Here is a 26,844-nt window from a genome sequence, read left to right on the forward strand (position 1 = left end):
ATGTACAGACACAAAAAACCGATCTCCTAAGAGATCGGTTTTTTAGTTAAATGATTACTGAGCAGCTTTCGCGCGAAGAACCATTTGTAGGATACCACCGTGACGGTAGTAGTCTACTTCTACTTCTGAGTCGAAACGAGCTAAAGCTTGGAAAGTTTTAACTGATCCGTCTTCAGATTTAGCAGTAACTGTTAAGATTTCACGTGGTTTCACGTTGTCAGTAATGTTTACAGAGATTTCTTCTTTACCAGTTAAGCCTAAAGTATCAGCTGATTCACCTGGCATGAATTGAAGTGGAAGAACACCCATCATTACTAAGTTAGAACGGTGGATACGCTCGTAAGATTGTGCGATAACTGTTTTGATACCAAGTAAGTTAGTACCTTTAGCAGCCCAGTCACGAGAAGAACCCATACCGTAATCGTTACCAGCAAGTACTACTAAGCCAGTACCTTGTGCTTGGTATTTCATACATGCGTCATAGATGTACTCTACTTCACCTGTTGGCCAGTAAGTAGTGAAACCACCTTCTGTACCAGGAGCAACTTGGTTACGGATACGGATGTTTGCAAATGTACCACGCATCATAACTTCGTGGTTACCACGACGAGAACCGTATGAGTTGAAGTCACGGATTGCAACACCGTTTTCGATTAAATATTTACCTGCAGGTGTATCTTTACCGATTGCACCAGCTGGAGAAATATGGTCAGTTGTAATTGAGTCACCGAACTTCGCCATAATGCGTAAGCCTTCTAAGCCTTTGATAGCTTCTGGCTCTTTCGCAAGACCTTGGAAGAATGGTGGGTTTTGGATGTAAGTTGATTTGTCATCAAATGTGTATAGAGACTCAGTTGATGTTTCAATTGCATTCCATTTTTCGTTTGCTGTGAATACAGTTTCGTATTCTTTTTGGAATAATTCACGGTTAACTACAGTACCTAATACAGCGTTAACTTCTTCAGTTGAAGGCCAGATATCAGCGAAGAATACTTCGTTGCCATCTTTATCTTTACCGAATGAATCTTTTTGTAGGTCGATATCCACAGTACCAGCAAGTGCATAAGCAACAACAAGTGGTGGTGAAGCTAAGTAGTTAGCTTTTACAAGTGGGTGTACACGGCCTTCGAAGTTACGGTTACCAGAAAGAACTGAAGTTACGAATAAGTCGTTCTCTTTGATAGCGTCTTCGATTTCAGGAAGTAATGGACCTGAGTTACCGATACATGTTGTACAACCGTAACCTACAGTGTTGAAACCGATTTGGTCAAGGTAAGTTTGTAAACCTGAATCTTCAAGGTAACCAGTTACTACTTTAGAACCTGGTGCTAAAGAAGTTTTTACCCATTTAGGAACAGTTAGACCTTTTTCTACAGCTTTTTTCGCAACTAAGCCCGCAGCGATTAATACGTAAGGGTTAGATGTATTTGTACAAGAAGTGATTGCAGCGATTGCTACAGCACCTGTTGGGATTTCTACATCACCTTCAGCAAATTTAGCTACAGAAGTTTTTGAGAATTCATCTTCAGTTAAACCGAAACCTTGTGTACCTTGTGGTGCCACTACTGCTTCTTTGTAACGAGTACGCATTTGAGATAGTGGAATTAAGTCTTGTGGACGTTTTGGACCAGAAAGGTTTGGTTCGATTTCAGCTAAGTTTACTTCTAATACGTCAGTGTAAACTGGCTCTAAAGTTGGATCGAAGAACATGTGGTTAGCTTTTAAGTAAGATTCTACAACCGCAATGTGCTCTTCGTCACGACCAGTTAAACGCATGTAGTTTAATGATTCTTCGTCAATTGCGAAGAAACCACATGTAGCACCATATTCAGGAGCCATGTTAGAGATTGTCGCACGGTCAGCTAGTGGTAATTTAGTTACGCCAGGTCCGAAGAACTCAACGAATTTACCAACTACGCCACGTTGACGTAATACTTGAGTTACTTTTAATGCTAAGTCAGTAGCAGTAGTTCCGTTTGGAAGATCGCCAACTAATTTAACACCGATAACTTCTGGGATTGGGAAGTATGAAGGTTGACCAAGCATACCTGCTTCTGCTTCGATACCACCAACGCCCCATCCAAGAACGCCGATACCGTTGATCATTGTTGTATGTGAGTCAGTACCTACTACTGAATCTGGGAAAGTTTCGAATGTACCGTCAGCATTTTCGTTTACGTGTACAACTGGAGCTAAATACTCTAAGTTTACTTGGTGAACGATACCAGTTGCTGGTGGTACAGCACGGAAGTTATCGTAAGCAGTTTGAGCCCATTTTAAGAAGTTATAACGCTCAGCGTTACGTTCGAATTCTAGGTCCATGTTTGCTGCTAATGCAGATGCATTACCGTATTTGTCAACTTGTACTGAGTGGTCAATTACAAGGTCAACTGGAATAGCAGGGTTGATTTTGCTTGGATCTCCACCCATTTCTTTCATAGCAGAACGTAGAGAAGCAAGGTCAACTACTACTGGTACACCAGTGAAGTCTTGTAATACTACGCGAGAAGGTTTGAATGGTACTTCTGCTTCTGGATCTGCACCGTTACCCCATTTTGCTAATTCGTTTACGTGCTCTTCTTTGATAACATATGCATCATATTGACGTAAAACTGATTCTAATAATACTTTGATTGAGTAAGGAAGGTTTGAAACTTTTGCAACGCCAGCTTTTTCAATCGCAGCTAAGTCATAGTAATTATAAGTTTTACCATTAACTTCGAATGATGCGCGGCTGTTGTGTAAATTACCTTGTGCCATTTGCGGATCCCCCTAAATATCTTTTTGAAAAGGCTATATAAATTTTTAAAGCATCTTTTCTCCAATACCCATGATAGCTCATTTATATTCATAAGTAAATTACATTAATATTATCTTTTTCAATAAGTAATCCTTATGACCTTGATATCGAACCTAAAGTTTTTAATTTTTTGATGTGCATAATATGAAGGTTTTGCAAATCGGAGGTTTTTATACCCTTCTATTTAAGGGTATTTAAATGTATTTAACTGGGGCACTTTCTGGGGCACTCGTAGTTTTTTTAAAATGGTGCCCCACCTATAATATTGAATAATTTATAACAATCGCGCCTGGACAGGTACTTTATATAGTAAAAATCTTAACAAAGATTATAATTTACAACAATTTGTGTTTTTGTACAGATAATTATATTTGAAAAATTAAAAAAAGTCACTTATTTTATAAATAAATATTGAGTGACTTTTTATGTACTTTTATTTAGATACATTACTCAGGTTGTTTATCAAAACAAAATCCTTTAAACAATACTGTTCTTAACAATTCAGAAATAGTTTTTTCTAAATATTGGACTTTACAATGCAATCTCCAAAACATATTGCGCTCTAGCTCTACCATTGTAACAATATGTTTGTAATTTAACGAAAGGCTGTCTTTTCTTCTGGTTTAAAACAGAGCCATCTATAATTTTGAATTAAACCAACCTTATCATTTTCTACTATTACTACCGAACCTCTATTTCGCATAATCGTAACCTCTTTTTAATTCAAATCTTATTAAAGTATTCTACATCGTTAGTAAAAAAGCGACTACTCTATTGAACAATGCCTCCGATAGTTGAAGAAGACTTAGTCCTATTAACTTTTTAAAATACACCGAAATCGTTCCACACCTGGATACTTTTCACCTAAACTCGTTATCTTAAATCCATAATTTTCATAAAATTTCACAGCATCTTTATCGGTTTCAGCAAACATAAAAGATAAAGAATATTTTTCCAAAACGAAGTTAATCATTTTACTCCCAATACCTATTCCTCTATGATCCAGAGATACTGCGATATGTTTTATTTCACAACGCTTTGGACTTAAAAATTCTATTCCAATACAACCAACAACCTCAGATTCAAGGTCATATCCATATAACTTTCTTACTGGAGATTGTATATATAATTTATATTCTTTCTCGACATTCTTTTCAGATGTTGCGAAGGATAAAAGTTCTCTTACATTAGGTTGAATAGATGTCGATTTAATTTCTTTCATAAAATATGTCCCTTCTTTTATTAAACTGCACCGTTAGTTCAATAAAGAAAAAAGAGCTGCATATACAACTCAATGTTCTTCATTACTTAAATCACAATTCGTAGTAATATAATCAATTAATCCTCATCATAACAATTATCTACACATTCTTGTAAATAATCTAATAGATAATCGCTGAAGTTTTCATAGGTAACTGCATATAGTTCCTTTGAAAAACGACTCCAAGAGACAACAGGGCACTCGCCATCGTTCATTTGATTGGTATCTAAGCAACTCACACAACCATCGATATCTTCTAGAACAATATATTGTACAGGTAAGTTATATTTTTCTCTATACAATTGTGTGTGGTAAACAACTGAAGAATCCGCGGCTGTTGTCTTACAGCCGTGTATATCCATTCCTTTAATTCCGCCGCTACCATATTGTTTTAAAAACCAATGATAACTGCTTGGGAATGTAATGTTTAGCATTTGTGCTGCTTCTCGAATCGTATCTTCATTTACACCACCTGTAAAACCTCCATCTATTTCATATGTGGAAATGATTGAAATAATCTTGTCATTCATTTTTTTATTTCCCTTCTAAATGTTCTTGCGCTCTCATTTTTCTATAGCTATTTCTAAAATTATTATACAAGTTATTTCGATAAACCAATCTGGCCCTTTAATGGAATAACTTTATTATCACTTAACAGGTTCTTAATCCACAAGAAAAACCGAATTCCCTTTTTTATAGATAGGAAAATCCGGTTCAACTTTTTCAAAGCCACACAAAGAAGAGCAATTTACCGATTCGTAAAAAGGCAATAACTACTGTTACCAACCTGAAATTCTTCCGACTAATGTAGATTTATAAATAAAGTAAGAAGGTTACTTTAAACAGATACCACTGCGGAATTTTAAATTCCATCACTACATTGAATGAATATCTGAAAGAGATTGTGCAATATAAAAAAGCATTGCAACTAGGCAATGCTAAGATCGAGAGATTCTTGACAACTTTACTACATTAAAACCAAAGCCTATCAATCCGCAAATAAAGAAAATATATGCTACTAGAATTGACATAGCTTCTAAGTTGTTAGTAAAGATTCTATATCCTCCTAAAGTAAATAATACCAAACCAAAAACCGAGCTAAGTAATGTTTTATTCTTTACAGACAAAAAAACCACCTCCAAATAATGGTATAGTTATAAGTTAACATAGATTTGGTTTTTAGTTAACCTATTCTATTTTTTCATTGAGTGTTACAAAAACAAAGAAGCTTAAAAACAATATGAGAAAATTAATAAATATGGTGTGATCCACTTTTCATTGAGAATATCTAAGAATTTGTGATGAATCGCACTTAAATTAACGGGGGCTTTAGTAAAAAAAGAAATAACTTTTTTATCTTTTTTAAAATTAGGTCTTCATAAGTACCACGATAATTTATTCTATACATTGAATCACATCGTATGCCTACGATGCCTTCCATGTTTTGTCTTTTGTTAGTTGGAATATTTCGCTACCATTACCTTCTATTGAAGGTGTAACCAAAAAACTATTGAAGGTTCAATAATAGCTGAAAGAAGTTCTGTTCTTTCTATTTAATAGAGGTTTAGTGGTAGCTAATATATCGAAAGCAAAACACTTTTTAGATTTTCTTTCATTTTTTGTTTTGATGTAATAAATAACTTCGCCTCAATGTAATAAATTCTTTCCTTTTTTAAATACTTTACTATCACTTCATTAATTTATATATTTTTCCCCGAATTCCACCTTGTGTGGCAATTAATAGCAACGAAAAGCCAATCTTCCCTAAGCGTAAGGAAGATTGGCATTAATAATTCAAAGAAGAACTGTTAATTTAATTTGCTGACTTGTATTTTTTCACAAAATCCCATGGTTCTGTTCAAATTCTTGTTTTGTCATTCCATAGCAAATACCATCATGATAAGCTCCTTTTGTGAAAATGATATTTCTTAGTTGCCCTTCTTTCATGAAACCTAATTTTTCATGCAAGCGCATGGATGGCTCATTGAAAGAGTAAACGGATGTATTGACTTTTTGATATGCACGCTCTGAAAAGAAGAAGCGAAGAACCATAAGAATCATTTCTTTTGCATATCCTTTACCTCTGTATGGTTCAAATACAGCTAAATAATAATCAAAAATTCCATTTTTTAGATCACAATCAAATGTTTCAATCATACCAACAATATTATTGTCCCTATCTACTGCAATAAAGCGGAATTCATCATCTTCTTCAGATAATTGCTCTTCTACCCACTCACTCATTTTATCGGCGGAGCGAGGAAAATGTATTGAATCCATATTACGTAGAATTTCGTCATCTAAAAATTCAAATACAACGATATCTTCTGGTTGTATCGCTCGTAGTGTAAGATTTTGCCCTGTCCAATAACTAACTGTCATATTTCTTTTCCCTCCATCATTTTAAAAATATAGTATTGATATGTATAAATGTTTTGCACAACCAATTATTATTACGTTATGAGTTTAAAAATAGTTTCATCAAAAATTTTTTATTCTATTATTTCTTAATACCTGTCAGATAATTTACAATTTCATATTCTCCTATCTTACCATTCCAGCTAATATTCAGCGTAAGCGTTAAATTCATGTAAAAAACTTGTTGAAAGATTAAAAGAACTAGATGGTTGATTTAGAGATTGCGGAGACCAAACCATGTCATTACTAGCTTTATTGACTGTCTCTCGTTGGGACCCTCTCAATGGGCCCGTTGACGTTGTTAAATAAAAAGCCCAGGCTCAAAATTAATTGAGTACCTGGACATTAAACATTCAGCTACTATATTTGTTACTTGAGCCAACTTAGCTGCTTTAATTTTACTAGCTCCACCTTGTGCTGCAGCCATGCCAGTAAACGTTCCTGTTTTAACACGCCAATTAGCATTATCTTGTTCGATTACGCTACCCAACCGAAACGATTCTTTAATATATCTAAGACATTTTCAGCTGCTTGTTTATAGCGTATGTGCCTGTTAAGATGCGAAATTTACTAATATCTGCGGAAGGCTTTAGTTGCTGTACATCACTAAAATTAATTAATTCAACGTAATTGCAAATTCTGATTTCGGCGCGCCAGCAAATACAACCGTTCCATTTTTCGGCAGTTTTACTTTGTTATTGCCGCTCACAACGGTAAAATTAATACATACTCCCTTTTCATCATACACCGCGAACGAACTCTGCGATGGCAATGCTACGGTCATCGTTTTCCCTGCTATAGCTTGCGGGATTGTAAACCATCTCGCATGCCCATTTGCTTGTAGTGTAACTTTGGATGATTGGCTTGCATCAAGCGGTTTTACGTTAGTTCCACTTACATATAACAATCCGGACATCTCCATATATTCATTACCGTCTTCTGTATAGAAACGAGACTCCGTCGTATCACGTCCTGCCATCACAGGAATCTGGAGCTGATGCGCAGCCGTATTTGGGCCTGTAATTTTTCTGCCGTCCCAATAGCCCCCTAGACCTTCATTACGGTTAATTTGTGTTGTCAGCATCATTGGTACGAGATATTGAGCAGAACTATATTTCTCGTTTACAAGATAGTACTTAACGCCTTCCCGCTTTGCCCATGCGGCAGTAGTTTCCTTCGATAACACGTTGTCTTCTAGTTTCTCGGCTAAATAGTGAGTAATCACCTCTTGCCCTAAACCTGGCATCGCTATAAATGTGCTCTCCTTCAAATATGTTCGTCTATTCTTCTCAGTGACGAAGTTGAGCTTGGAGGTACCTGACTCATTGATAAAGCTTCCATCCGCAGTATATACATATTTTTCTTCTGGATTAGATAGTAAGATCAGTTCTCCATTCTTCGCAATTTCTATTTTTGAATGACTGAAACTATTGCCGTAAAAACCCGCTTTCTTTGCTACGTCTTGAGGCATCTTAGCCCTGACCGGCTTGCCAAAAGATTTGTTCGGCTTAATTTCTTTAATTGTGCCCTTCTCTTTAAGCGCCGCGAGCAATAATTCAGTCGCCATCAGTTGATTTGTAGTGCTGCTACCGCCTGATGACAATACAGCTACTGCCATCTTCTGTTCAGGAAGTACGACCAGTGAAGCATGTTGCAGTCCTGTGTCGCCGCCTTTAGCCAAGCCCTTTATCCCATATTCATTGAATGGATATAGTTTCACACTATCCCAGCCAAGACCGTAGTTCACAATATTATCTCCATCCCCTGGCCACATTCCTTTTTTATATTCCTCTTGCTCCATCGCCTTGACTGCCTTATCAGAGAGGATTCCTTTTCCCTGTCCCATAAATATTTGTGCGAATCGCACCATATCTTCTGCTGTGGAAGAGATCCCTCCCGTACCAATCACATTCACAGATTCAGTAGGAAGCTGCCCTTGGTACGTTGGAAAATAAAGCCCTGCCTGCTTAACGTTTTCCCAATTGTCCTGCGGCGTTTTCGTATGATTTAGCTTTAAGGGTTTTGTAAACCGATGATGTATAAATTCGGTAAAGCTCATACCGCTAACTCTTTCCACCATAATCTCGGCTAGCGTAAAGCCGTCGTTGCAGTATACTGAGAACGCGCCAGGATCCGCCTTCAATTGCTGGTTGGACAATTGCCGCAACAAGTTATCATGGGCATAGGTATCATTATCTTTAAACAAAAATGTATTATTAAACGAACTACCTTGTAAGCCTGAGGAGTGGTTCAACAGCATACGTGGTGTAATGCTTTTGTAACGCTCGTCTTTCATCTTGAAATCAGGAACATAGTGGACGACAGGAGCATCCAAATCCACTTTTCCCTCGTCCACCAATTTCATTACAGCCGCAGCTGCATACATTTTACTGACTGAACCAATCCCGTATAGGGTATCTTTGGTCAGCGGCTGTTTCCCATTCATATCGTTCTTGCCTATCTGACCCGATAAAACAAGTTTGCCATTATCAATTAGCGCATACTGCACACTAGTCGTCTCATAGGACTTCGTAAGTAGGGTAGCTTTCTCTGTCGCAATCTTTTTCAGTTCTTGACTAGCAAATTCTTGGCTAGCGACAACCGTATTCTGACTGCTAGAAAACGCCATCGCACCTGTTGGTAGGCTCATCGTTAACGCTAACGTAGCAGCTAACACCGCAGATAATTTATTTTTCATAAATGAATTGCCTCCTTGATTTCTAGATACACACTTCCTAAAACAATAATTTATTCCCATACAAATAAAATTTTTTTGTTCACTTATACACCTTGATCACCCCTTTGACAAGAAATATTTTCCATAAATAGAATATCAAAGTTTTATTTACTCGTAAATACAATGATAGACTGATACCATATCGGACTTAAGACTTATGGTTGATTATGAATAAGAAAATTAAAAAGACCAGCTCGGCTGAAAAATATGCTTACCTTTTAGGTAGACAGATTAAAAAATAAAATCTGTTTATCTAAGGACTTATCCTTCATTACTCGAAGAAAGTTACTATTCTATCAATGAATTGTGTAAAAGGTTTTCATTAGATTATCAAACTTTACAGAGGTGGAAAATGAAATACGAAGCAGGTGGACGTGAAGGATAACCAGAAGATACTTCATGTAAATTTTATAAAAAAGAGTTAAAATTAGAGGCTATGGAAGACTGAATTATTCACAGATGGAGGTGTTGACGAAATATGAGATTAGCAGTACCTCTGTTTTAAAAAGGTGGAAGAAAGCTGTTTTTATTTTATCAGATCGCTTATTTGGCTGCTTCAGAACCAGTAAATGCACCTGTTTTAACTCACTATTGCTTTCCGTCTGGCTCAAATGATCGAGCGGATATAGAACATCTATTCCGGAGATGATTGAACTTGGTTGTCTACTTAAAAGCGAAGTTTTCTATACATAATTGGAATTATACTGCTATAAGACTTCAATAACATAAATCACCATCCGTTAACTACAAGAAAACAAAAACAATGGCACAGATTGTAGTAACACGCTTTCATCAGGGGAATTAAACAACCTTTGCTATTTCAGTAAATATAAAATCCTACGAAATTCATTGTTAATAAATTTATTACACTTATTATTAATTTTACAATCAATTGCTATCTCCTTTTAATTAGAACTAAGATGTACCCTATTTTCTAAATACAAGACTTGCAATTCTCATAATATTTCCATCCTGTAGTAAGACCAGTAGCAAATATTGCACTGTGAGTAACGGCGTTTAATGGCAAAAGAGTCTTAATTCCAAACTTTAAAGCAGTTTTCCTTTTTTGTTTTTTTATATCCTTTAAATACGTTGGATTTCGAACGGCAATTTTTATGCTTCACTCAATTTCTGGACAGGAATATTAAATAGTAGGAGCGTAAGCAAATAAGTAAAATTACATTATACAATGATAAAAACAATAATATGTAAAAAAGCCACGTTATTGCGGCTTTTTCAAAACTCTTTTCTAAATTTGTTTCCCCAAAAGGTTTCAGTTAGTAATATTTTCATTAAGGGGAATGATATCGAATAGTTGCTGATACACCGTTTGCAAAAGATCCACCAGAAGTTGTTATTTCTACAGACAAAAGAGTACAACTATTTACTGAGAAATTTGACGTTGTAGTTGTACAACAATTTGGCGAAGCAGATGTACTAGGTCCTGTAATGGTTGCTATGATACCAGTAGGTACCGGTGCAGTAAAACCACAATTTGTACTTAAATATATTTGTGCAGATGCAGTATCACCAGCAGTTAAATTATGATCTCGTATATTAAAGGTTAAACTTGTTATAACTGCATTTTGAGGAACAACAAATGTATTTTTAATGAAAGTAGCTGATGCACTTCCAATCCCAAGAAAATCATTGTTTGCAACGGATTGATCTGTACTTAAGTACACTTCCATTAGGCCCGGACCATTCGAACCTGTTGGACCAGTAGTACCAGTTACCCCTGTTATTCCTTGAAGACCGGTTGCTCCTGTTACCCCTGTTATTCCTTGAAGACCTGTTGGACCTGTTGCTCCTGTCGTGCCCGTTATTCCTTGAAGACCAGTTGGACCTGTCGCTCCTGTTACCCCTGTTATTCCTTGAAGACCGGTTGGACCTGTTGCTCCTGTCGTGCCCGTTATTCCTTGAAGACCTGTTAGACCTGTTGCTCCTGTCGTGCCCGTTATTCCTTGAAGACCGGTTGGACCTGTTGCTCCTGTCGTGCCCGTTATTCCTTGAAGACCGGTTGGACCTGTTGCTCCTGTCGTGCCCGTTATTCCTTGAAGACCGGTTGGACCTGTTGCTCCTGTCGTCCCCGTTATTCCTTGAAGACCGGTTGGACCTGTTGCTCCTGTCGTGCCCGTTATTCCTTGAAGACCGGTTGGACCTGTTGCTCCTGTCGTGCCCGCTATTCCTTGAAGACCGGTTGGACCTGTTGCTCCTGTCGTGCCCGCTATTCCTTGAAGACCGGTTGGACCTGTTGCTCCTGTCGTGCCCGTTATTCCTTGAAGACCGGTTGGACCTGTTGCTCCTGTTACCCCTGTTATTCCTTGAAGACCGGTTGGACCTGTTGCTCCTGTTACCCCTGTTATTCCTTGAAGACCGGTTGGACCTGTTGCTCCTGTCGTGCCCGTTATTCCTTGAAGACCTGTTGGACCTGTTGCTCCTGTCGTGCCCGCTATTCCTTGAAGACCGGTTGGACCTGTTGCTCCTGTCGTGCCCGTTACTCCCCGAAGTCCAGTTGCCCCTGTTGCTCCTATTCTCCCCTCTATTATTTGTAGTCCAGTTTCCCCCATTTCTCCGTTCAACCCACTTTGAAAGTTATTAATTTTCATAGAATCACCTCCTCCCTATTTCATCATATTTTTATTAGAAATATTGAAATAGACATATCACTAGGTTATATGGCCTAAAAATAAATATAATCCAATAATAGTATTAAATTTATTTTACGTTTACTATCGTAACGTATATGGTAATGGTTCATCATTTGCCTTAATTGTTATTCTATTAATACTTCTAAATATTTTCGTCTCTTCTTTCATGAATAGAGAGTATTAATATTTTCGATTAAGGGTAGCCTCCAGCATAGTGATCCTTTTGTAGTTTCTTCCCTCAAAGATTCAATATTGGAAAGTATCCTTTAATGCACTTAAAGCCTTTAGAATATCTTCTTCAAAAGGTGTACCCTTAGCCAAATCGAGATAAAACTCTTCCGTCTCTTTCACATAACGTTTTCGGAACTTTTCATTCGCAACCAAAGCACTTAACAAGTTGTGAAGTCGATCTGCTAATTTCACCATTTTGGCAATGGGATTATTTCTAATATCTTGGATATATACTTCCATTTTGTAGCCCTTACTTTTAGTTATGATTTTCACAGCAGTTAGAACATCTTTTCCTCCATAAAAGAAAATCTCTTGTTCGCTAGCGTCTGTATCTTCTAATAAATCGTGAAAAAGGGCTGTTATGATATGTTTAGTATCTAAAAAGCCCTTTTTCTCTAAAATACTTGCAACTTCAATAGGGTGACTGATATAAGGTTTTCCTCTCAATTTTAATACTGAGAATTCAGGCTTTTTGATATTGCTGAAGCAGTCACAATTTTTGTACTAGCTTGCTGTTTTATTTTTTGTTATAGCATTAAATTGTTCTCACAATGATTTGAAATGTATGTGTAATAATAATTAAAAATCCTAAAACAATACAACATGTCGCTAGCGTACTCTTTTTATGATTTTTTTGCTTTACAAAACCAAAAAAAATCAGGCATAGTCCAATCACAATTGATACTATTGATAGAATTATAAAAAATGGTGTACCTAATGAAATTATAGGAAAAATATTGGTTAATTGCATATAAAGTTCCCCCTTTTTCAGATTCTAAATTTACATATAGCTCTCCACCAAAACATTACTTCCCTGCACATCACACATTGAGAGAACGCTTTGCGCAGGCGTTGTTTAAGCCACCTCGGCCCTCATACCGAGGCATTTCTCTCGGCTTCGTATGCTAAAGAATTGTCACTATGAGTCATTTAATTTTCCCAGTTTCTACTTAAAATTGTACGAATCGATTTTCTCTTTTTTCTTACTCATTCCTTACAAATTTATTAATTTTCAACTATCAATTAAATTGTAGGTTAGTTAAGGGACTGTCAATATTTCAGTGTAATTGACAAGCCATCTTTTTCGGCGGTAATGAATTGATTTTGCAAGGCCAAACTCTTCCAAAAAAATAAATTTCACGTCGCGTGGTCCTTTTCTTTTTACATTTAAACAACGCTTCAAGTTCTGCACTAGTAAAGTAATTAGATTTTGTTATTAATCACATCATTATTAAAATGATGAAACAAAAAATGCAGTGCGATTTTGTATATAAATCGCACTGCGTATATAGAAGTATGGAAAGTGAAGAAAATTATCACTATATTTAAACGGGTATCACTTTAATGAAAACAATATGTATAGAAACGTTATCCCTTTGTTTCCCCCAACTATAGGTTAAAATGACAATCCTCATTATCAGCCATCATAATTTTATTCAAATAAAGAGATGATTGCTATAATCCACACGCCTACCACTAGTAATAAAAACCACCAGCCCATAAACTTTACGAACTTTTTTAAAAATGGTTTCTCAGTAAATTTATCTGAAAAGGAACTCATTTTTAAAAAGTCCTCTGGAAACTTTAACAACATGTAAGAAAAACTACCGAAAATTAAAGTGACCAATATTGCCATAATAAACATTATACCTACTCCTAAACTTCAAGTTTTTACATCACTCAATAATTATATTATTTAACACTTGATTGCACATTAAAAATTGAAGAGCTAGTACAGTTATACAGATGTTGCATTGATTCAATAAAGGGAAAATTCTCCTTGCATTTTTTCACGTTGGCATCTTCGTAATAAGCGTATACATTGCAACAATTTACAATTCTGTTAATTATTATCTAAGAATCAACAGAAGAAACTCCAATAAAATTCGTATGAATCTGTCATTAGGAGCAAATGCTGTAGATATGTTCTAAAGTCTAAAACGGTAACTTCTCCTACTTCTACAAATGCGTACTCAATAGTGACATTACCGCAGAACATCACAAAGTAATTAAAACTCCATCACTTTCTATAGGAGGAAAAAATGAATATAAAATTGCGCCTGAAAATAATGATTTTTCTACAGTTTTTTATTTGGGGATCTTGGCTTGTTACATTTGGTTCTTATATGATCAATACGTTGCATTTTACCGGTGCACAAGTTGGTGTCGTGTATAGTTCTAACGGTCTTGCAGCCATTATTATGCCAAGTCTTATAGGGATTATTGCAGATCGGTGGGTAAAAGCCAATGTGTTATATGGAATATTGCATTTCCTCGGTGCGATTACCCTATTTTCTGCAGCTCAAATTTCAGATCCTACGATGATGTTCTGGGTAATGCTCTTTAACTCAATCGTGTACATGCCAACACTTGCATTATCCAATACGATTTCTTATTTTAGTCTGGAAAGCAAAGGGTTTGATGTTGTAAAGGACTTCCCTCCTATTCGTGTCTATGGGACAATTGGGTTTATTCTTGCGATGTGGATTATTAGTCTTGCCAAAATTGAATTAAGTAATATTCAATTATTTATTGCTAGTGGCTCTTCGTTAGTACTTGCACTTTACACAATTTCTCTTCCGGCATGCCCAACTTCCAATGAAATAAAGGACAAGTCATGGATAAGCCTTTTGGGACTTGATGCTTTTGTTCTTTTTAAAGATAAAAAAATGGCTTTGTTTTTAATTTTTTCTATGCTCCTAGGCGTTGCGCTTCAAATTACGAATACATTCGGTGATCCATTTTTACATGACTTCGCATTGAACCCTGATTATAAAAATAGCTTTGCTGTTAAATATCCAGCTATTTTATTATCAGTGTCACAAATTTCAGAGGTATTCTTCATTCTCACCATTCCGTTTTTTTTAAGTAAGTATGGCATTAAAAAAGTAATACTCATCAGTATGATTGGATGGACATTACGTTTTGTTTTCTTTGGGTATGGAAGCCCAGTTGGCGGAGGATTTTTACTATTGCTGTTATCAATGATCGTTTATGGTTGTGCCTTTGATTTCTTTAATATTTCGGGAGCGATTTTTGTTGAAAAAGAAGTCGATCATCGAATTCGAGGCAGTGCTCAAGGATTATTTAGTACAATGGTAAATGGTATTGGCGCCTATTTTGGAGCTGTAATTAGTGGCAAAGTAGTTGATTATTTCACAGTTGAGGGCGTAAGAAATTGGCAAAATATTTGGTTGTTCTTTGGCGGTTATACACTTGTTTTGGCCATTATTTTTGCCATCGTTTTTAAATATAATCATGAAATGAAAAATGTAACAATGAAATAGTGAATTATTCTTTCAAGGAAAAGAAAGAGCCTTACCGTCCATCGTGTAAGGCTCTTTACGTAATAGAACTACTTAAGTTCAAACTTTAATGTCAATTGGAGACAACCGCCCTTTTACGCTCAAGATTCTCTTCGTCAATTTTAAAAGTCAAATGTCGATTAGATGGATGGTATTTTAAGTGAACACTTTCATTTGTCTGAAATCAAAGGGTTTAACAACCTGCACCTCTAAATTTGTTAGAAACATCAACAATACGGACCGACCCATTTTTTTATAATCAGATATTTATTTAAGTTCATTTTTTTCATTGGTAAAAAAGTATTATTGTAATGATGACTACGGTACCAATTATTAAAGCTAAGCGCGAGAAATCAATTTAGAAACGTTGATTTCTTGCGCTATTCTGTTTAAAGGCTTCTCGTTTTTTAAAAAGCTTCCCTTTCCTTTTTCATCACAAGCGACTTTAAAGTATCACTTAATTCCTGAATATGACTAGTTGTGTTCGTCATCATCTCTAGCATATTATGTTCGTCCTCCACCGAGTGTACAATCTCTCCTGTGGAAGTCGCATTTTGTTCGGTCATATCATTAAGCTTTTCAATCTGTAATTGGATTGTTTCAAACTGCGAAATAGCGCTGCTTAGGTCATTCATTCCCCTTGTTAAATCGAAGTTAGACTTTGAAAATGAATCTTTTAAAATATTAAAGAAGTTGCTTACATCTTGTAACAGCATTTCCCCTTGTTGTAACGCTTTTTCACCGTCATCAGAGCGTTGATGAGCTTCTGTTGATTTTTCGAACAAAGTTCTCGTTACATTCGTAATACTTACCGTAATAGCAGCACTTTCTTCCGCTAATTTCCGTACTTCATCAGCAACGATGGCGAATCCTTTACCATGCTCCCCCGCTCTTGCCGCTTCAATTGCAGCATTAAGCGCAAGGAGATTCGTCTGCTCTGCAATATGCTGTATGCCCTTTAGTAAGCTATCTACCGTTTTCAAACTTGTCTGTAACTCATTCACAGTTTCAGCTGTAGAACTCATCGCTTGATTCATAACGCCCATTTGCACCATCGCATCTTGCATTTTCTCCCATCCTACTAGTATCTCTTGCTGCAAATCAGTAGATTTAGAAATAGTATCCTTTGAAATTGAGAATGTTTCGTTGACAAAATGCACAGATTCCTTCATCGTGCCATGAATCATTTGCAAGCTAGATGACTCCTGCTGAATACTTGCGGAAATATCCTCAGTAGCTGTAAGAATTTGTTTACTTGATCCAGATATTCGCTGCATTGTTTGTTGGAATTGCGTAACGTGTTCATCCAAGGCTTGACTACTTTTTTCAATTTCCTGAAACGTATTTTCAAGCTCATTTAAAGACACCTTCACTTCATTTTGTTGAATAGTAGCATGTTCAATTAGTTCATTGCCCCATTTAGCGATTAAATATAATGCAATAATGACGCCATTCATTATCGCAAATAGCGTTATAAATACAGTTATATCATCAAATGGCCCTAATAATGATTTCGAATTAGCCATATAAAGAATCAGAAAGCTGATATTAGTCAGCACACCGAAAAATACAAGTAATTCCTTTTTAAAATAAAGGGCGATAATGGCCACAGAACAAAGTAAAATATAATGTTTATTTAATGAAAAACTATCAACTAAAAATAAAGCAAAAACAGTACTTGAAGGAATCATTCCAAAAATAAAGCCTTTAACATACGTGTTAATTGGTAAAAAGTAATTACAAATTGCCAATGCCATAACGGCTAGTCCAACAAATAAAAACATAATGCCCTTTGAGAGTATCAACGGTCCACAAATTAAAACAGCTAAAATTGAAATAATGGCTAAATTGACACGATGGACTTTTCTTGTATCGTAGTGAATATTTTTCTCCATACTAGTCCCCCCCTTAAAAATGAATGGACATTCATTGTGTTTTTCTATTATTATAAAGTATAACAACTACTTTTTGTAGATAAAAAATGTATTTTAGAGAATTTTTAATACGTTTCGAAAATAAAGGGGGATTATTTATGGGGAGAGTCCAACAACTTGCACCAAATTTTTTTTGTATTGATACACACGATTTAAATCGGGAACAGCGTACAAGCTCTTATTTGCTTATCGATGAAAAAATTGCATTAATCGAGACTTCCGCCAGTCCGTCTATGCCTTATATAGTAGAAGGTTTAGATGAATTACATATTTCTCTAGAGGATATTCAATATGTAATTGTTACGCATATTCATTTAGACCACGCAGGAGGTGCAGGCTTGTTTTTACAAAACTGCCCAAATGCAAAATTCGTTGTACATCCACGAGGTGTATCTCATATGGTTGATCCTAGTCGTCTAATTGCAAGTGCGCAGAGTGTTTATGGAGCAGAATTCGATCGTCTATTTGATCCAATTGTTCCTATCGATGCTGAACGCATTATAGAAATTGGACATGAGGAAGTACTATCTTTAGGTCAACATCAGTTAACGTTTTATCATACAGAAGGTCATGCTAAGCATCATGTATCTATGCATTATTCTGCTACGAATGGCTTGTTTGTAGGAGATACAACTGGTGTACGTTATCCGGAAATGGACAACGAAGCCATTGATTTAATTATTCCCTCCACTTCACCGAATCAGTATGATCCAGATACAATGGAGCAGTCTATCCAGCTTTATGAAAAATTAAATGCTTCAGAATTGTATTTCGGACATTTCGGTGCTTATAAAAATCCAGCTGAAGCTTATAGACAAGTGCGCTACTGGACACCGCTATTTTTAGCTGAGGGGAAAAAGGCGTTACTGGTATCTAGTGACTTTAAAAAACAAGTACAATTTTTAGATACTCGCTTGAAGGAACTTTTGTATAACTACTTACAGGAAAATGGTATCGCAGAAAAGCATCCGGTTTATCAAACAATCCCATTCGATACCATTGTTTCGGCAATGGGAATTCTGGATTACTTAGAGAAAAAGAATTCACAAAATTAAAGCAGACTTAACTGGAGAGGAGTAATCCTCTCTGTTTTTTTTTATGTTCTTTTTTCTTCAAAGGTTACGAAATCTTCATCAGGCAAGTAAGTGAGTTCTGATTTAAAGAACTCCGGGAATAGAAAGGCATCCTGAAGATTCGAAATAGGTAACCATTCTAACCTTTCTTCAATACCATCACTGGTAACATCTTTAGTTGGAAATGTGATGTCTTGCTTTTGTGTATTCATCTAAAACCGCCTGCCTTTCAACGTTAACTCTATCTTTCTATGAACCTATCTTTTTTCGATGTTGCACCGAACTACATTGCGTGTTCATTCTTAATACGCTTATTGTAGTAGTTATGTATATTCTATTAACATAACTAGAGCAGCTGCCCTCCCTCCCCTGATACATAAGCATAGACTACTTCAATCAAAAATTTTTTATCATATTTTACCATTTTTCGATGTATTATAGAGCAAGACAAATTCGTATACAGATGTAGCAACTTTTAAATCTTAAAGGGAATGTTTTAATCATTATCGAATATAGAAAATATAGGAAAAAATAGATACGAGGTGAGTTCATTGAGCGATGCGTTTTATAGTAAACACTTTCAACTAGACCAAATTGGTAAAGGGATATATGCAGCAATAGCTAAAGATGGTGGAGGGGCTGTAGGAAATGCAGGTTTTGTGGATCTTGGCGATAAAATTATCGTTTTTGATACATTTAACACTCAACAAGCATCTGAAGACTTAAAGTTCGTTGCTGAAAAAATAACAAACCGACCTGTTACATGGGTTATTAACAGTCATTGGCATGGCGACCATATTCGAGGCAACCAAACATCTATAGATTCAATTATTATTTCAAGTCAAATTACATACTCAAAAATAAGAGATGTGCATCCCTCAAGATTCAGTAAACAGAAAAATGATATTCAAGGTTTAAAAAGCTATATTCTATCCTTAAAAGAGCAACAAATTCAAACTAACGATCCCCAAATACAATACCAAATAAATTCTCTAAATGAATTAAATGATTCTTTACCCTCTTTGGAATTAGTTTTACCGAATCAAACTTTTAAAAATGAAATTACCTTTCAAGGAACACAACGTTTTGCAAAGCTTTTCACGTTAGGAGGAGGCCATTCATATTGTGATGCAATGCTTTATATTCCTGATGAGAAAGTAATATTTATGGGTGATTTATTATTTGTGAACTGTCATCCAACGTTTTTTGAAGAGACTGACCCTTTGAAATGGAGTAATATTTTAAAAACAGTTGAAAAACTAGAAATTGACGTGGCAGTACCGGGACACGGCCCAACAGGGGTTAAAGAAGATATCTCAAAAATAATCAACTATATAGCTGAATTAACTACTATTGCAGAAAAGAGCAAGCAAAATGAGGATATTGAAATCCCTAATATCTATAAGGATTGGCGTTCACCTGAGATTTATCAACAAAATTTAAAACAACTAAGAGAATTGTCAAATTCTTAAAACAGTTGTTAAATAAATTTAAAGAGAGGGCGAAGTAATTTGACCCTCTCACTCGAATTGTTGATTCTGCAAAATCTGTGCATTAGGACATCGTTTTTTTAACTCTAAAATAAACTTCATTTTATCTTCTGGTAAAATTTTTATACTACCGTAATTCGCTGTTTTATAAAATATTTCCAGACCCTTATCAAATGATGAAATTAGATAACCAGTATATTTATCTGTCGTAGGAGAAACCCTTGCTATACTTTGATACGAAATCTTACTTTTGAATGGCCCACCTTTGACTAAAAGATAATTTTCACAGAAAACAAACTTAATCGAATTTACGTACCAAAAAATAAAAACAAATGAAACAATAAAGGCCGTTAACATAATAACAACAATTAATAAAGATGTGATGAACGGAAAAAGTGAAATAGCGCCAAATATCCAAACCAATAAAAACACAATGATTGTGTAAAAAATATTTGTTTTTGCTTGATAAACCATAATAGTTAGCTCACCTTTCTTATTAATATTCGCTAAATTTTAATAAGTAAATCAAGTCAACCTTATATGTAATTTAACATTAATTTTTAATGTATCAAACATGGGAAATAGATTGCAAATAAGTTTGTTAACCTTTTTCAGATAAAAATAAGGCACTTCTTGTTCAATATGGACTTAAATTAAGGGTTTCTTGATTTGAAATCATCGGGGGGCACCACCTGCACATTAATTCTTTTATTATAAAGGAAAGCGTGACTAAAATAATAGTGTGATACATTGCGTTGTTTGGAGAAGCATCGCTCGACTCCTGCGGGAAAGCGAGACAGACGACCCCGCACGAAGCGAAGCGTAGGAGGAGGCTCGGCGCTCGCCCGCGGAAAGCGAGCGGAATGCTTCGGAAAACAACAGTAGAGTCACAGTGCCAAATGAAAAAAGCGAGGTATTCAACGATTTAATCGTTGAATACCTCGCAATGTGGGAAGATATGACTTTTTCAGTGCCCTCCAATAATGCCGACGCTTTTTCCTTTTATCGAAGTTTATCTTCTATCAGCCTGGTCATTTAGTAAACATCATTGCTCTTTTAAACGCTCTAAGGCTAATTTAAAATCCTGACTTTCTCCTACTTGACGGAAATTTTTAAAGGGGTTGCTCACAGTTTTCATTCGCTCCAGTACAGCGGGAATAGTAAAGAGGTCTGGTGTTAAATGCTCATTGACTTCTTCCCAGTGTAATGGCGTTGCTACTAACCCCTTTTCGTTGCCACGAGTCGAGTATGGGGCAATAATCGTTTTGCCTTCTGCATGCTGCACATAATCTAAATATAATTTTTGATGTCTATTTTTCTTTAATCGTTCGATTGTATACAATTCCGGTTTTTGCTCACATAAAAAACGACAAACAAATTCAGTAAATACTCGCACCTCTTCATAAGTAAAGGCATTTTCGGGTAACGGTATATATAACTGTATTCCTTTGCCTCCTGATGTTTTAACAAAGGATTGTAGCTTAAAATAATCGATAATTTCCTTTAAATCCAGTGCCCCGGTAACAGCAAGTGAAAATTGCTCAACAGAAGGAGGATCTAAATCGAAAACAATCTCAGTCGGATGCTCAGTTTGCAATGTTTGGAATGGTATGTGCAGCTCTAATGCAAGCTGATTACCTAACCATAGTAATGCTTCAAGATTGTTGCATACAAGATAATGAATATCGTCCATCCATCCTGTTGAAGCAAATGCAGGTATTTTCTCAGGACTACTTTTTTGATAAAAGCTTTCACCAGGCACTCCATGAGGAAATCGTATTAACGTAAGTGGTCGATCTCGCAAAAAAGGCAGCAAATACGGAGAAATCATTTGCAAATAATACAAATAATCATCCTTCGTAATACCGATTTCAGGCCAAACAGGCTTCTCAGGATGCGTAATCTGTACCGAATCAGGGATAGGATAAAGTTGACGTTGCATATGCTGCCAATGACAGTCCTCTGGCAACATCTCCAGTCGGAATGCATGGAAACGCGGTTCTCGACATTTGCTCCCATCGAAATCAATACAGGCAATATCAAGGCAAATGGACGGCTCCAGCTTCCATGTTTCATTATTCCTCAGTCCATTTGCTTGAAAAAAAGCTATGAGTGTTTTCCGCTCTTCCTCTGACATTCCATGTTTAAAAATAACTACTTCAACTAACACTCCCTGTTGATAAATACTGCCATGAAAATAACCATTTCCATGATCATATTTCGTCACTATGACCGTTACATATCTCCAATTCTTTATTTTTAACCAATGGGTCGAGCGTATATCTCCTATCCATTTACTCGTTTTCTTCTTTGCAACCATTCCCTCTCCATTGTAAATCTTAATAGCCTGCCAAAGAGGCTCACTATGTTCCACACAGTTAATCACTTGCAAAGGACATGAATCCTCATAATCGACAGTCGCCGGGAGCTTTAAAGTTGTAAAAAGCTTAGAAAGTTGCTGTTTGCGTGTTTTTAAATATTTATTGGTCAGCGACTCCCCTTTATAGCTCAGTAAATCAAATGCAATATAATGACAAGGAAAGTCTCTTGCATGCGTAGCAATAACCTCTTTGTTTTGCATCCTCCCTCTTTTTTGGACAAGTGAAAAATCACTTTTAAAGTTATTCGTTAAATAAACTAATTCACCATCCAATGTTAATGGTAAAAACCTTTTAATGTTAGTAAATATGCTCTTACAAAAATCAAGTATCTCTGGAAACAGGTGCGTTAAGTTATTGCCATTTCTGCTTATTAGCATCGGCTGTTCATCCCATACTAACATACATCTAAATCCATCAAACTTTGTTTCGTACATCCATTCCTCACCGATAGGCGTTTCGAGCACTTCTGTTAATAGCATTGGTTTCATTTGAATACCTACTTTGCTTTTTACCTTCAGTTTTTGACGATTTCACTTTAAGATACATAAAAATAAGCAAAATATATCATAGTAAGAAAAACGAGGTGATACAAATGCATACAGTTTGGAAAGGCAGTATTTCATTTGGTCTTGTCAATATACCAGTGAAACTTCATGCTGCAACTGAAAATAAAGACATTAAGTTACGACAACTCCATAAAGAATGCCATACCCCTATTAGCTATAAAAAGGTTTGTGAAGGCTGTAACCAAGAAGTAAAAGATGAGGATATTGTTAAAGCATATGAATATGCCAAAAATAAGTTTGTCGTATTAGATCCAGAAGAATTAGAGAACTTGCGGAAGGAAAATGAAGATAAGGCAGTTGAAATCATCGATTTTGTAAAATTAACTGAAATCGATCCTATTTATTTTGAACGTACTTATTTCTTATCTCCTGATTCGACTGGCGGAAAGGCTTATGCCCTATTACGACAAACATTGGAACAATCTGGAAAAATAGGTGTGGCCAAAATTATTATCCGTTCAAAAGAGCAATTAGCCATTGTCCGTGTTTATCAAAACGCTTTAGTGATGGAAACGATTCATTACCCTGATGAAGTAAGGAGTGTTGGTGATGTCCCAAGTATTCCAAGTGAACAAAACATTGTTCCAAAAGAGCTAGAAACCGCACTCATGTTAGTCGATCAATTAACAACAGAATTTAATCCTGAAAAATATACAGATGACTATCGCAATGCTTTAATGGAGCTTATAGAGGAGAAAAAAGCTACAAATACAATCTCGACAAGTGATAAACGTCCAGTACCTGATAATGTTACGGACTTAATGACAGCTCTTCAAGCCTCATTAGAAAAAACAAAAAAGCCAACAACAAGAAAACGAGCACCAAGAACGAAAAAAAATGCTTAAAATGTACACAGAAGAAGCGTATCCATTATTTTGGATATGCTTTTTTTAAAGAATCTGCCTCTTACTAGAGATGACTAATAGCTTGTCATAATATATTCCATATTTGTGATAAAAATTAGGTTTGCCAATCTCCTCAAAATAACGATTCCACTTAAACATTTTAATGAATATCGCAAAAGTTGGTTTGTAATTGGACTTTTCCAAACCGAGTTTTTGGAGCGTAAATCTTTTTATGATTCGATAGATTCTGATGAAATAATTTGTATCTAAAAAAATTATTAAGTCGGCATTCAAAAAGCTTTGTGCTACCCAGTCCTCATTATGAACGCCCTCAATAATCCACGCATTTGTAAGAATAATATTATGTAAATAATCCACTTTTTGTTGATCGGTCCTTCTAATATCACCGGAATTTTGCCTTATCCAAACAACATTATCTAATTCATAATATGGTATGTTTAATTTCGTGGATAATTCTTTCGCTAAAGTTGTTTTCCCACTAGCAACAGAGCCTATAATATGTATTTTGCATAGAAATTTCTTGTTCAAACGAATCCCCTCTATTTTTCATAGTTTATTAATTATGTAACTCATCACCAGTATTTAGTGATGACAGGGGCTGGGCGACTCCTTGGGAATAGCGTTAAGATGAGCCCATGGAGTGCAAGTGAAGCGGCTCATCGGACACCGTAGGAAAGCAAAGGAAATCAATCCTACGTTTATGACAAGGCCTAATTTGTGTGAATATTGCATTTATTATACAATATATCTCAAATAAAAATAAAATTGACGGAGTTGAATTATATGTATCAAAATGAGTTTAATGGAAATTTAGAGAAATAAAATAACCCTATTGAATATGATGCACTTCATGAAAATTATAACGTGGATTTATATTTTATTGAAAATCTTCTTAACAAAAATAATGATACGATAATTGAATTAGCCTGTGGCCATGAAGGGATGCTACAATTGGCCATTGAAAAAGCGAGAAAGGAGAATGTTAATATACATTTTACAGCGCAAGACTGTACACAGCTTCAATTACCAATCACATCAAATTTTGTCTTTATGACAGGAAATTCATTTCAACATTTTTTAAGTAATGAAAGTCAAAATGCTTTATTCCATTCCGTTAAAAAGCCTTTACATCCAGGAGAAGAATTTGTATTTGATACGAGAAACACTATTCTGAACTGTCTATCGTAGATGAATACGAAGAAAGTTCAGTCAATAGCGAAGGTGGAAAACTAACTATTCAGCATCGTGAAGAATATGACCCTATCACACAAATTTTAACTTGCCGTTCAATAAATAAGCTAGAACACGCTACTTTCGAAGATTCAATTCGACTTCGCTATACATAGCCAATGGAAATGAAAAGGCTATTAGAACAACATGGGTTCGAAGTGTTACACATCTATGGATCATGGAACAAAAATGACTTTACAAAAGATAGTCCATCAATGATTGTACACGCACGTTTACTAAAATAATACGAAAAAACGAACGTCCGTTCCGACATTCTGTTATAATTAAGAATAAAAATAGGAGCTAAGTAGATGATAAACATTCGTGAACGTATGGAGCATTACCGTATAGCTGGCCTAAGTCTAGTAGCTATCGATAAGGGAAAAATCAGTAGCACAGGTCATTATGGTGTTCTGGAGGTAGGTACCGATAAAAAAGTTAATGAGCATACCGTTTTTAATGCTTGCTCAATCAGTAAATTTCTAACAAGTATTTTAGTGATGAAATTAGTGGAACAAGGGATGGTAGATTTAGATGAAGATGTTAATAAAAAATTAGTTTCATGGAAAATTCCTGACAATCCATTGACAAAGCACAAAAAAGTTACATTACGCAACTTACTATGTCATCAATCTGGTATTGTGGACCCTGAGGGCAGTTTTTTGGAACTAAAATCTTTTCACGAAATACCGTCCATGGTGGAAATATTGAATGGTACAACTCCATATTGCGCAACTTCAATCGAAGTAACTTCTGAGCCTGAAAGTGAATTTCACTATTCTGATGCAGGCTTTTGTCTTATTCAATTATTGATTGAAGATATAACGCAAAAACCTTTTTCTCATCTTATGGACAATATTATTTTTAAACCACTGTGCATGACGAACAGTACTTTTTCTACTTCTCTTTCAACATCAAATTTAGATAATTTTGCATGTGGTCACGATCGAAATGGGGCATTAATTCCAGGGAACTATTCTATTTACCCTTATATTGCAGCTTGTGGTATATGGACTACTCCAAGCGATTTAACAAAATTATTACTGGATGTAATGAAAGGTGTTAAAGGACAAAGTAAAATCGGCATGACGACAAAACAACTAAATGAACTGTGCCGCCCACAAGGATGTAAAGAATGGGCGGGCCTTGGGGTATTTCTAGATGGCACGGGCGAAAAGCTCGAATTTTCTTCTCTTGGCTGGGGTACTGGGTTTCAATGTATGCTAGTAGCCTATCCATTCCTCGAACAAGGACTTATTATGATGACTAATACTGATACAGGTACGCATCAAATGAAAGGTATCATGGGTGAAATCTACCATTCGCATAACTAAAAACAGAAAAAGAGGCTATCATTCAGCCTCTTTCCTCACCTCATAATGCATTTGCACCATTTGCCCATAGCGTTGTGTATTGACTAACTTTAAATCTTGATATGGGTTATGATTCTTAAACAGTGGAATTCCAGAGCCTAAAAGATGCGGTGTCATTGTAATAATGATTTCATCTATTAACGCTTCCTTCATGAAGGCATCGAGAATTTCTGCTCCACCTACCATCCAAATTTTTGAGCCATCCTGTTCCCTTAATTTTTTCGTAAACGCTACAACTTCTTCATTCACAAACTCAACATGTTCGTTTTTACCAGATCGTGATGTTGTGAATACATAACATTTCTTATCGGAATATGGAAAAGGCTCAAGATGGTCTACAACGTAATCATACGTTCTCTTGCCCATAATAATAGTATCGATGGATTGATACATGTCTGAATAGCCAGCATCCCCTTCCCCCTCTGTTTCTTCTAGCCATTGTAAATCATCATTCTCTTTCGCAATAAATCCATCCAAACTAGTCGCAATATATAAAATGATTTCTCGTGACATACTGTCATCTCCTTT

The 26,844-nt window shown here is 35.8% G+C and carries 23 protein-coding genes; 8 read left to right on the forward strand and 15 right to left on the reverse strand.

Annotation, left to right across the window (positions count from 1 at the left end):
• Positions 1-54 precede the first annotated feature (54 nt).
• From acnA to MY533_RS11630, 6 genes are all read right to left on the reverse strand, one after another.
• Positions 55-2,760, reverse strand: coding sequence for an aconitate hydratase AcnA (acnA, locus tag MY533_RS11605; protein WP_248716067.1), 2,706 nt, complete (start codon positions 2,758-2,760; stop codon positions 55-57).
• Between the two features lie 854 nt (positions 2,761-3,614).
• Positions 3,615-4,022: a GNAT family N-acetyltransferase gene (locus tag MY533_RS11610; RefSeq protein ID WP_248716068.1), complete on the reverse strand. Its 408-nt coding sequence runs from the start codon at positions 4,020-4,022 to the stop codon at positions 3,615-3,617.
• Between the two features lie 116 nt (positions 4,023-4,138).
• Positions 4,139-4,591 (reverse strand): SMI1/KNR4 family protein, encoded by a 453-nt coding sequence (locus MY533_RS11615; RefSeq protein ID WP_248716069.1) that lies wholly within the window; start codon positions 4,589-4,591, stop codon positions 4,139-4,141.
• A 1,306-nt stretch (positions 4,592-5,897) separates the two neighbouring features.
• Positions 5,898-6,443 (reverse strand): GNAT family N-acetyltransferase, encoded by a 546-nt coding sequence (locus tag MY533_RS11620; protein ID WP_248716070.1) that lies wholly within the window; start codon positions 6,441-6,443, stop codon positions 5,898-5,900.
• 337 nt (positions 6,444-6,780) lie between these two features.
• On the reverse strand, positions 6,781-6,969 hold the full coding sequence (locus MY533_RS11625; RefSeq protein WP_248716071.1) for a hypothetical protein: 189 nt from the start codon (positions 6,967-6,969) through the stop codon (positions 6,781-6,783).
• 126 nt (positions 6,970-7,095) lie between these two features.
• Positions 7,096-9,177, reverse strand: a complete 2,082-nt coding sequence (locus MY533_RS11630; RefSeq protein ID WP_248716072.1) for a serine hydrolase domain-containing protein — start codon at positions 9,175-9,177, stop codon at positions 7,096-7,098.
• Between the two features lie 334 nt (positions 9,178-9,511).
• On the opposite strand from MY533_RS11630, the gene MY533_RS22305 reads away from it, so the two are divergent.
• On the forward strand, positions 9,512-9,601 hold the full coding sequence (locus MY533_RS22305) for a helix-turn-helix domain-containing protein (RefSeq protein WP_369128051.1): 90 nt from the start codon (positions 9,512-9,514) through the stop codon (positions 9,599-9,601).
• Between the two features lie 907 nt (positions 9,602-10,508).
• Here the strand turns inward: MY533_RS22305 and MY533_RS11635 are convergent.
• Complete coding sequence (locus tag MY533_RS11635; protein WP_305883942.1) at positions 10,509-11,825, reverse strand: hypothetical protein; 1,317 nt, start codon at positions 11,823-11,825, stop codon at positions 10,509-10,511.
• 97 nt (positions 11,826-11,922) lie between these two features.
• Here MY533_RS11635 and MY533_RS22140 point away from each other — a divergent pair, with 97 nt between their 5' ends.
• On the forward strand, positions 11,923-12,051 hold the full coding sequence (locus MY533_RS22140) for a YjcZ family sporulation protein (RefSeq protein ID WP_256469532.1): 129 nt from the start codon (positions 11,923-11,925) through the stop codon (positions 12,049-12,051).
• Between the two features lie 62 nt (positions 12,052-12,113).
• On the opposite strand, the gene MY533_RS11645 is transcribed toward MY533_RS22140, so the two are convergent.
• Entirely contained in the window at positions 12,114-12,545 is a 432-nt protein-coding gene (locus MY533_RS11645) for an HD domain-containing protein (RefSeq protein WP_248716073.1), read from the reverse strand.
• Between the two features lie 985 nt (positions 12,546-13,530).
• Positions 13,531-13,743 carry a hypothetical protein gene (locus tag MY533_RS11650; RefSeq protein ID WP_248716074.1) on the reverse strand — a complete coding sequence of 71 codons (213 nt, stop codon included), beginning with the start codon at positions 13,741-13,743 and terminating at the stop codon, positions 13,531-13,533.
• 397 nt (positions 13,744-14,140) lie between these two features.
• Here MY533_RS11650 and MY533_RS11655 point away from each other — a divergent pair, with 397 nt between their 5' ends.
• Entirely contained in the window at positions 14,141-15,385 is a 1,245-nt protein-coding gene (locus MY533_RS11655; RefSeq protein ID WP_248716075.1) for a nucleoside permease, read from the forward strand.
• 425 nt (positions 15,386-15,810) lie between these two features.
• Here MY533_RS11655 and MY533_RS11660 read toward each other — a convergent pair whose 3' ends face one another.
• Positions 15,811-17,298 (reverse strand): methyl-accepting chemotaxis protein, encoded by a 1,488-nt coding sequence (locus MY533_RS11660; protein WP_248716076.1) that lies wholly within the window; start codon positions 17,296-17,298, stop codon positions 15,811-15,813.
• A 137-nt stretch (positions 17,299-17,435) separates the two neighbouring features.
• Here MY533_RS11660 and MY533_RS11665 point away from each other — a divergent pair, with 137 nt between their 5' ends.
• Positions 17,436-18,392 carry an MBL fold metallo-hydrolase gene (locus MY533_RS11665; protein ID WP_248716077.1) on the forward strand — a complete coding sequence of 319 codons (957 nt, stop codon included), beginning with the start codon at positions 17,436-17,438 and terminating at the stop codon, positions 18,390-18,392.
• 41 nt (positions 18,393-18,433) lie between these two features.
• Here the strand turns inward: MY533_RS11665 and MY533_RS11670 are convergent, their stop codons facing one another.
• Positions 18,434-18,622 carry an NUDIX hydrolase gene (locus MY533_RS11670; protein ID WP_248716078.1) on the reverse strand — a complete coding sequence of 63 codons (189 nt, stop codon included), beginning with the start codon at positions 18,620-18,622 and terminating at the stop codon, positions 18,434-18,436.
• 339 nt (positions 18,623-18,961) lie between these two features.
• Between MY533_RS11670 and MY533_RS11675 the strand changes: the two genes are divergently transcribed.
• Positions 18,962-19,882, forward strand: coding sequence for an MBL fold metallo-hydrolase (locus MY533_RS11675; RefSeq protein ID WP_248716079.1), 921 nt, complete (start codon positions 18,962-18,964; stop codon positions 19,880-19,882).
• Between the two features lie 48 nt (positions 19,883-19,930).
• Here the strand turns inward: MY533_RS11675 and MY533_RS11680 are convergent, their stop codons facing one another.
• Together MY533_RS11680 and MY533_RS11685 are read right to left on the reverse strand one after the other, a co-directional pair.
• Positions 19,931-20,374: a PH domain-containing protein gene (locus tag MY533_RS11680; RefSeq protein WP_248716080.1), complete on the reverse strand. Its 444-nt coding sequence runs from the start codon at positions 20,372-20,374 to the stop codon at positions 19,931-19,933.
• 571 nt (positions 20,375-20,945) lie between these two features.
• Positions 20,946-22,769: a DNA ligase D gene (locus tag MY533_RS11685; RefSeq protein WP_248716081.1), complete on the reverse strand. Its 1,824-nt coding sequence runs from the start codon at positions 22,767-22,769 to the stop codon at positions 20,946-20,948.
• Positions 22,770-22,873: 104 nt separating this feature from the next.
• On the opposite strand from MY533_RS11685, the gene MY533_RS11690 reads away from it, so the two are divergent.
• Positions 22,874-23,692, forward strand: a complete 819-nt coding sequence (locus MY533_RS11690) for a non-homologous end joining protein Ku (protein ID WP_248716082.1) — start codon at positions 22,874-22,876, stop codon at positions 23,690-23,692.
• Between the two features lie 45 nt (positions 23,693-23,737).
• Here the strand turns inward: MY533_RS11690 and MY533_RS11695 are convergent, their stop codons facing one another.
• Complete coding sequence (locus tag MY533_RS11695; protein WP_248716083.1) at positions 23,738-24,241, reverse strand: AAA family ATPase; 504 nt, start codon at positions 24,239-24,241, stop codon at positions 23,738-23,740.
• Positions 24,242-24,577: 336 nt separating this feature from the next.
• Here MY533_RS11695 and MY533_RS11700 point away from each other — a divergent pair, with 336 nt between their 5' ends.
• Together MY533_RS11700 and MY533_RS11705 are read left to right on the forward strand one after the other, a co-directional pair.
• Positions 24,578-24,901: a class I SAM-dependent methyltransferase gene (locus tag MY533_RS11700; protein ID WP_248716084.1), complete on the forward strand. Its 324-nt coding sequence runs from the start codon at positions 24,578-24,580 to the stop codon at positions 24,899-24,901.
• 353 nt (positions 24,902-25,254) lie between these two features.
• Entirely contained in the window at positions 25,255-26,277 is a 1,023-nt protein-coding gene (locus MY533_RS11705; RefSeq protein WP_248716085.1) for a serine hydrolase domain-containing protein, read from the forward strand.
• 18 nt (positions 26,278-26,295) lie between these two features.
• Here MY533_RS11705 and MY533_RS11710 read toward each other — a convergent pair whose 3' ends face one another.
• Positions 26,296-26,829 (reverse strand): dihydrofolate reductase family protein, encoded by a 534-nt coding sequence (locus MY533_RS11710; RefSeq protein ID WP_248716086.1) that lies wholly within the window; start codon positions 26,827-26,829, stop codon positions 26,296-26,298.
• Positions 26,830-26,844 lie beyond the last annotated feature (15 nt).

This window comes from Lysinibacillus sp. Ag94, from assembly GCF_023242215.1.
In the GTDB taxonomy this organism is placed as follows: Bacteria; Bacillota; Bacilli; order Bacillales_A; family Planococcaceae; genus Lysinibacillus.

What these genes read in the sequence shown, in the direction of transcription:
- MY533_RS11660 (WP_248716076.1), bottom strand. Translation starts at nt 17,298, where the DNA reads ATGGAGAAAAATATTCACTACGATACAAGAAAAGTCCATCGTGTCAAT.
- MY533_RS11630 (WP_248716072.1), bottom strand. Translation starts at nt 9,177, where the DNA reads ATGAAAAATAAATTATCTGCGGTGTTAGCTGCTACGTTAGCGTTAACG.
- MY533_RS11670 (WP_248716078.1), bottom strand. Translation starts at nt 18,622, where the DNA reads ATGAATACACAAAAGCAAGACATCACATTTCCAACTAAAGATGTTACC.
- MY533_RS11690 (WP_248716082.1), top strand. Translation starts at nt 22,874, where the DNA reads ATGCATACAGTTTGGAAAGGCAGTATTTCATTTGGTCTTGTCAATATA.
- MY533_RS11680 (WP_248716080.1), bottom strand. Translation starts at nt 20,374, where the DNA reads ATGGTTTATCAAGCAAAAACAAATATTTTTTACACAATCATTGTGTTT.
- MY533_RS11635 (WP_305883942.1), bottom strand. Translation starts at nt 11,825, where the DNA reads ATGAAAATTAATAACTTTCAAAGTGGGTTGAACGGAGAAATGGGGGAA.
- MY533_RS11705 (WP_248716085.1), top strand. Translation starts at nt 25,255, where the DNA reads ATGATAAACATTCGTGAACGTATGGAGCATTACCGTATAGCTGGCCTA.
- MY533_RS11650 (WP_248716074.1), bottom strand. Translation starts at nt 13,743, where the DNA reads ATGTTTATTATGGCAATATTGGTCACTTTAATTTTCGGTAGTTTTTCT.
- MY533_RS11610 (WP_248716068.1), bottom strand. Translation starts at nt 4,022, where the DNA reads ATGAAAGAAATTAAATCGACATCTATTCAACCTAATGTAAGAGAACTT.
- MY533_RS11665 (WP_248716077.1), top strand. Translation starts at nt 17,436, where the DNA reads ATGGGGAGAGTCCAACAACTTGCACCAAATTTTTTTTGTATTGATACA.
- MY533_RS11710 (WP_248716086.1), bottom strand. Translation starts at nt 26,829, where the DNA reads ATGTCACGAGAAATCATTTTATATATTGCGACTAGTTTGGATGGATTT.
- MY533_RS11655 (WP_248716075.1), top strand. Translation starts at nt 14,141, where the DNA reads ATGAATATAAAATTGCGCCTGAAAATAATGATTTTTCTACAGTTTTTT.
- acnA (WP_248716067.1), bottom strand. Translation starts at nt 2,760, where the DNA reads ATGGCACAAGGTAATTTACACAACAGCCGCGCATCATTCGAAGTTAAT.
- MY533_RS11620 (WP_248716070.1), bottom strand. Translation starts at nt 6,443, where the DNA reads ATGACAGTTAGTTATTGGACAGGGCAAAATCTTACACTACGAGCGATA.
- MY533_RS11685 (WP_248716081.1), bottom strand. Translation starts at nt 22,769, where the DNA reads ATGAAACCAATGCTATTAACAGAAGTGCTCGAAACGCCTATCGGTGAG.
- MY533_RS11615 (WP_248716069.1), bottom strand. Translation starts at nt 4,591, where the DNA reads ATGAATGACAAGATTATTTCAATCATTTCCACATATGAAATAGATGGA.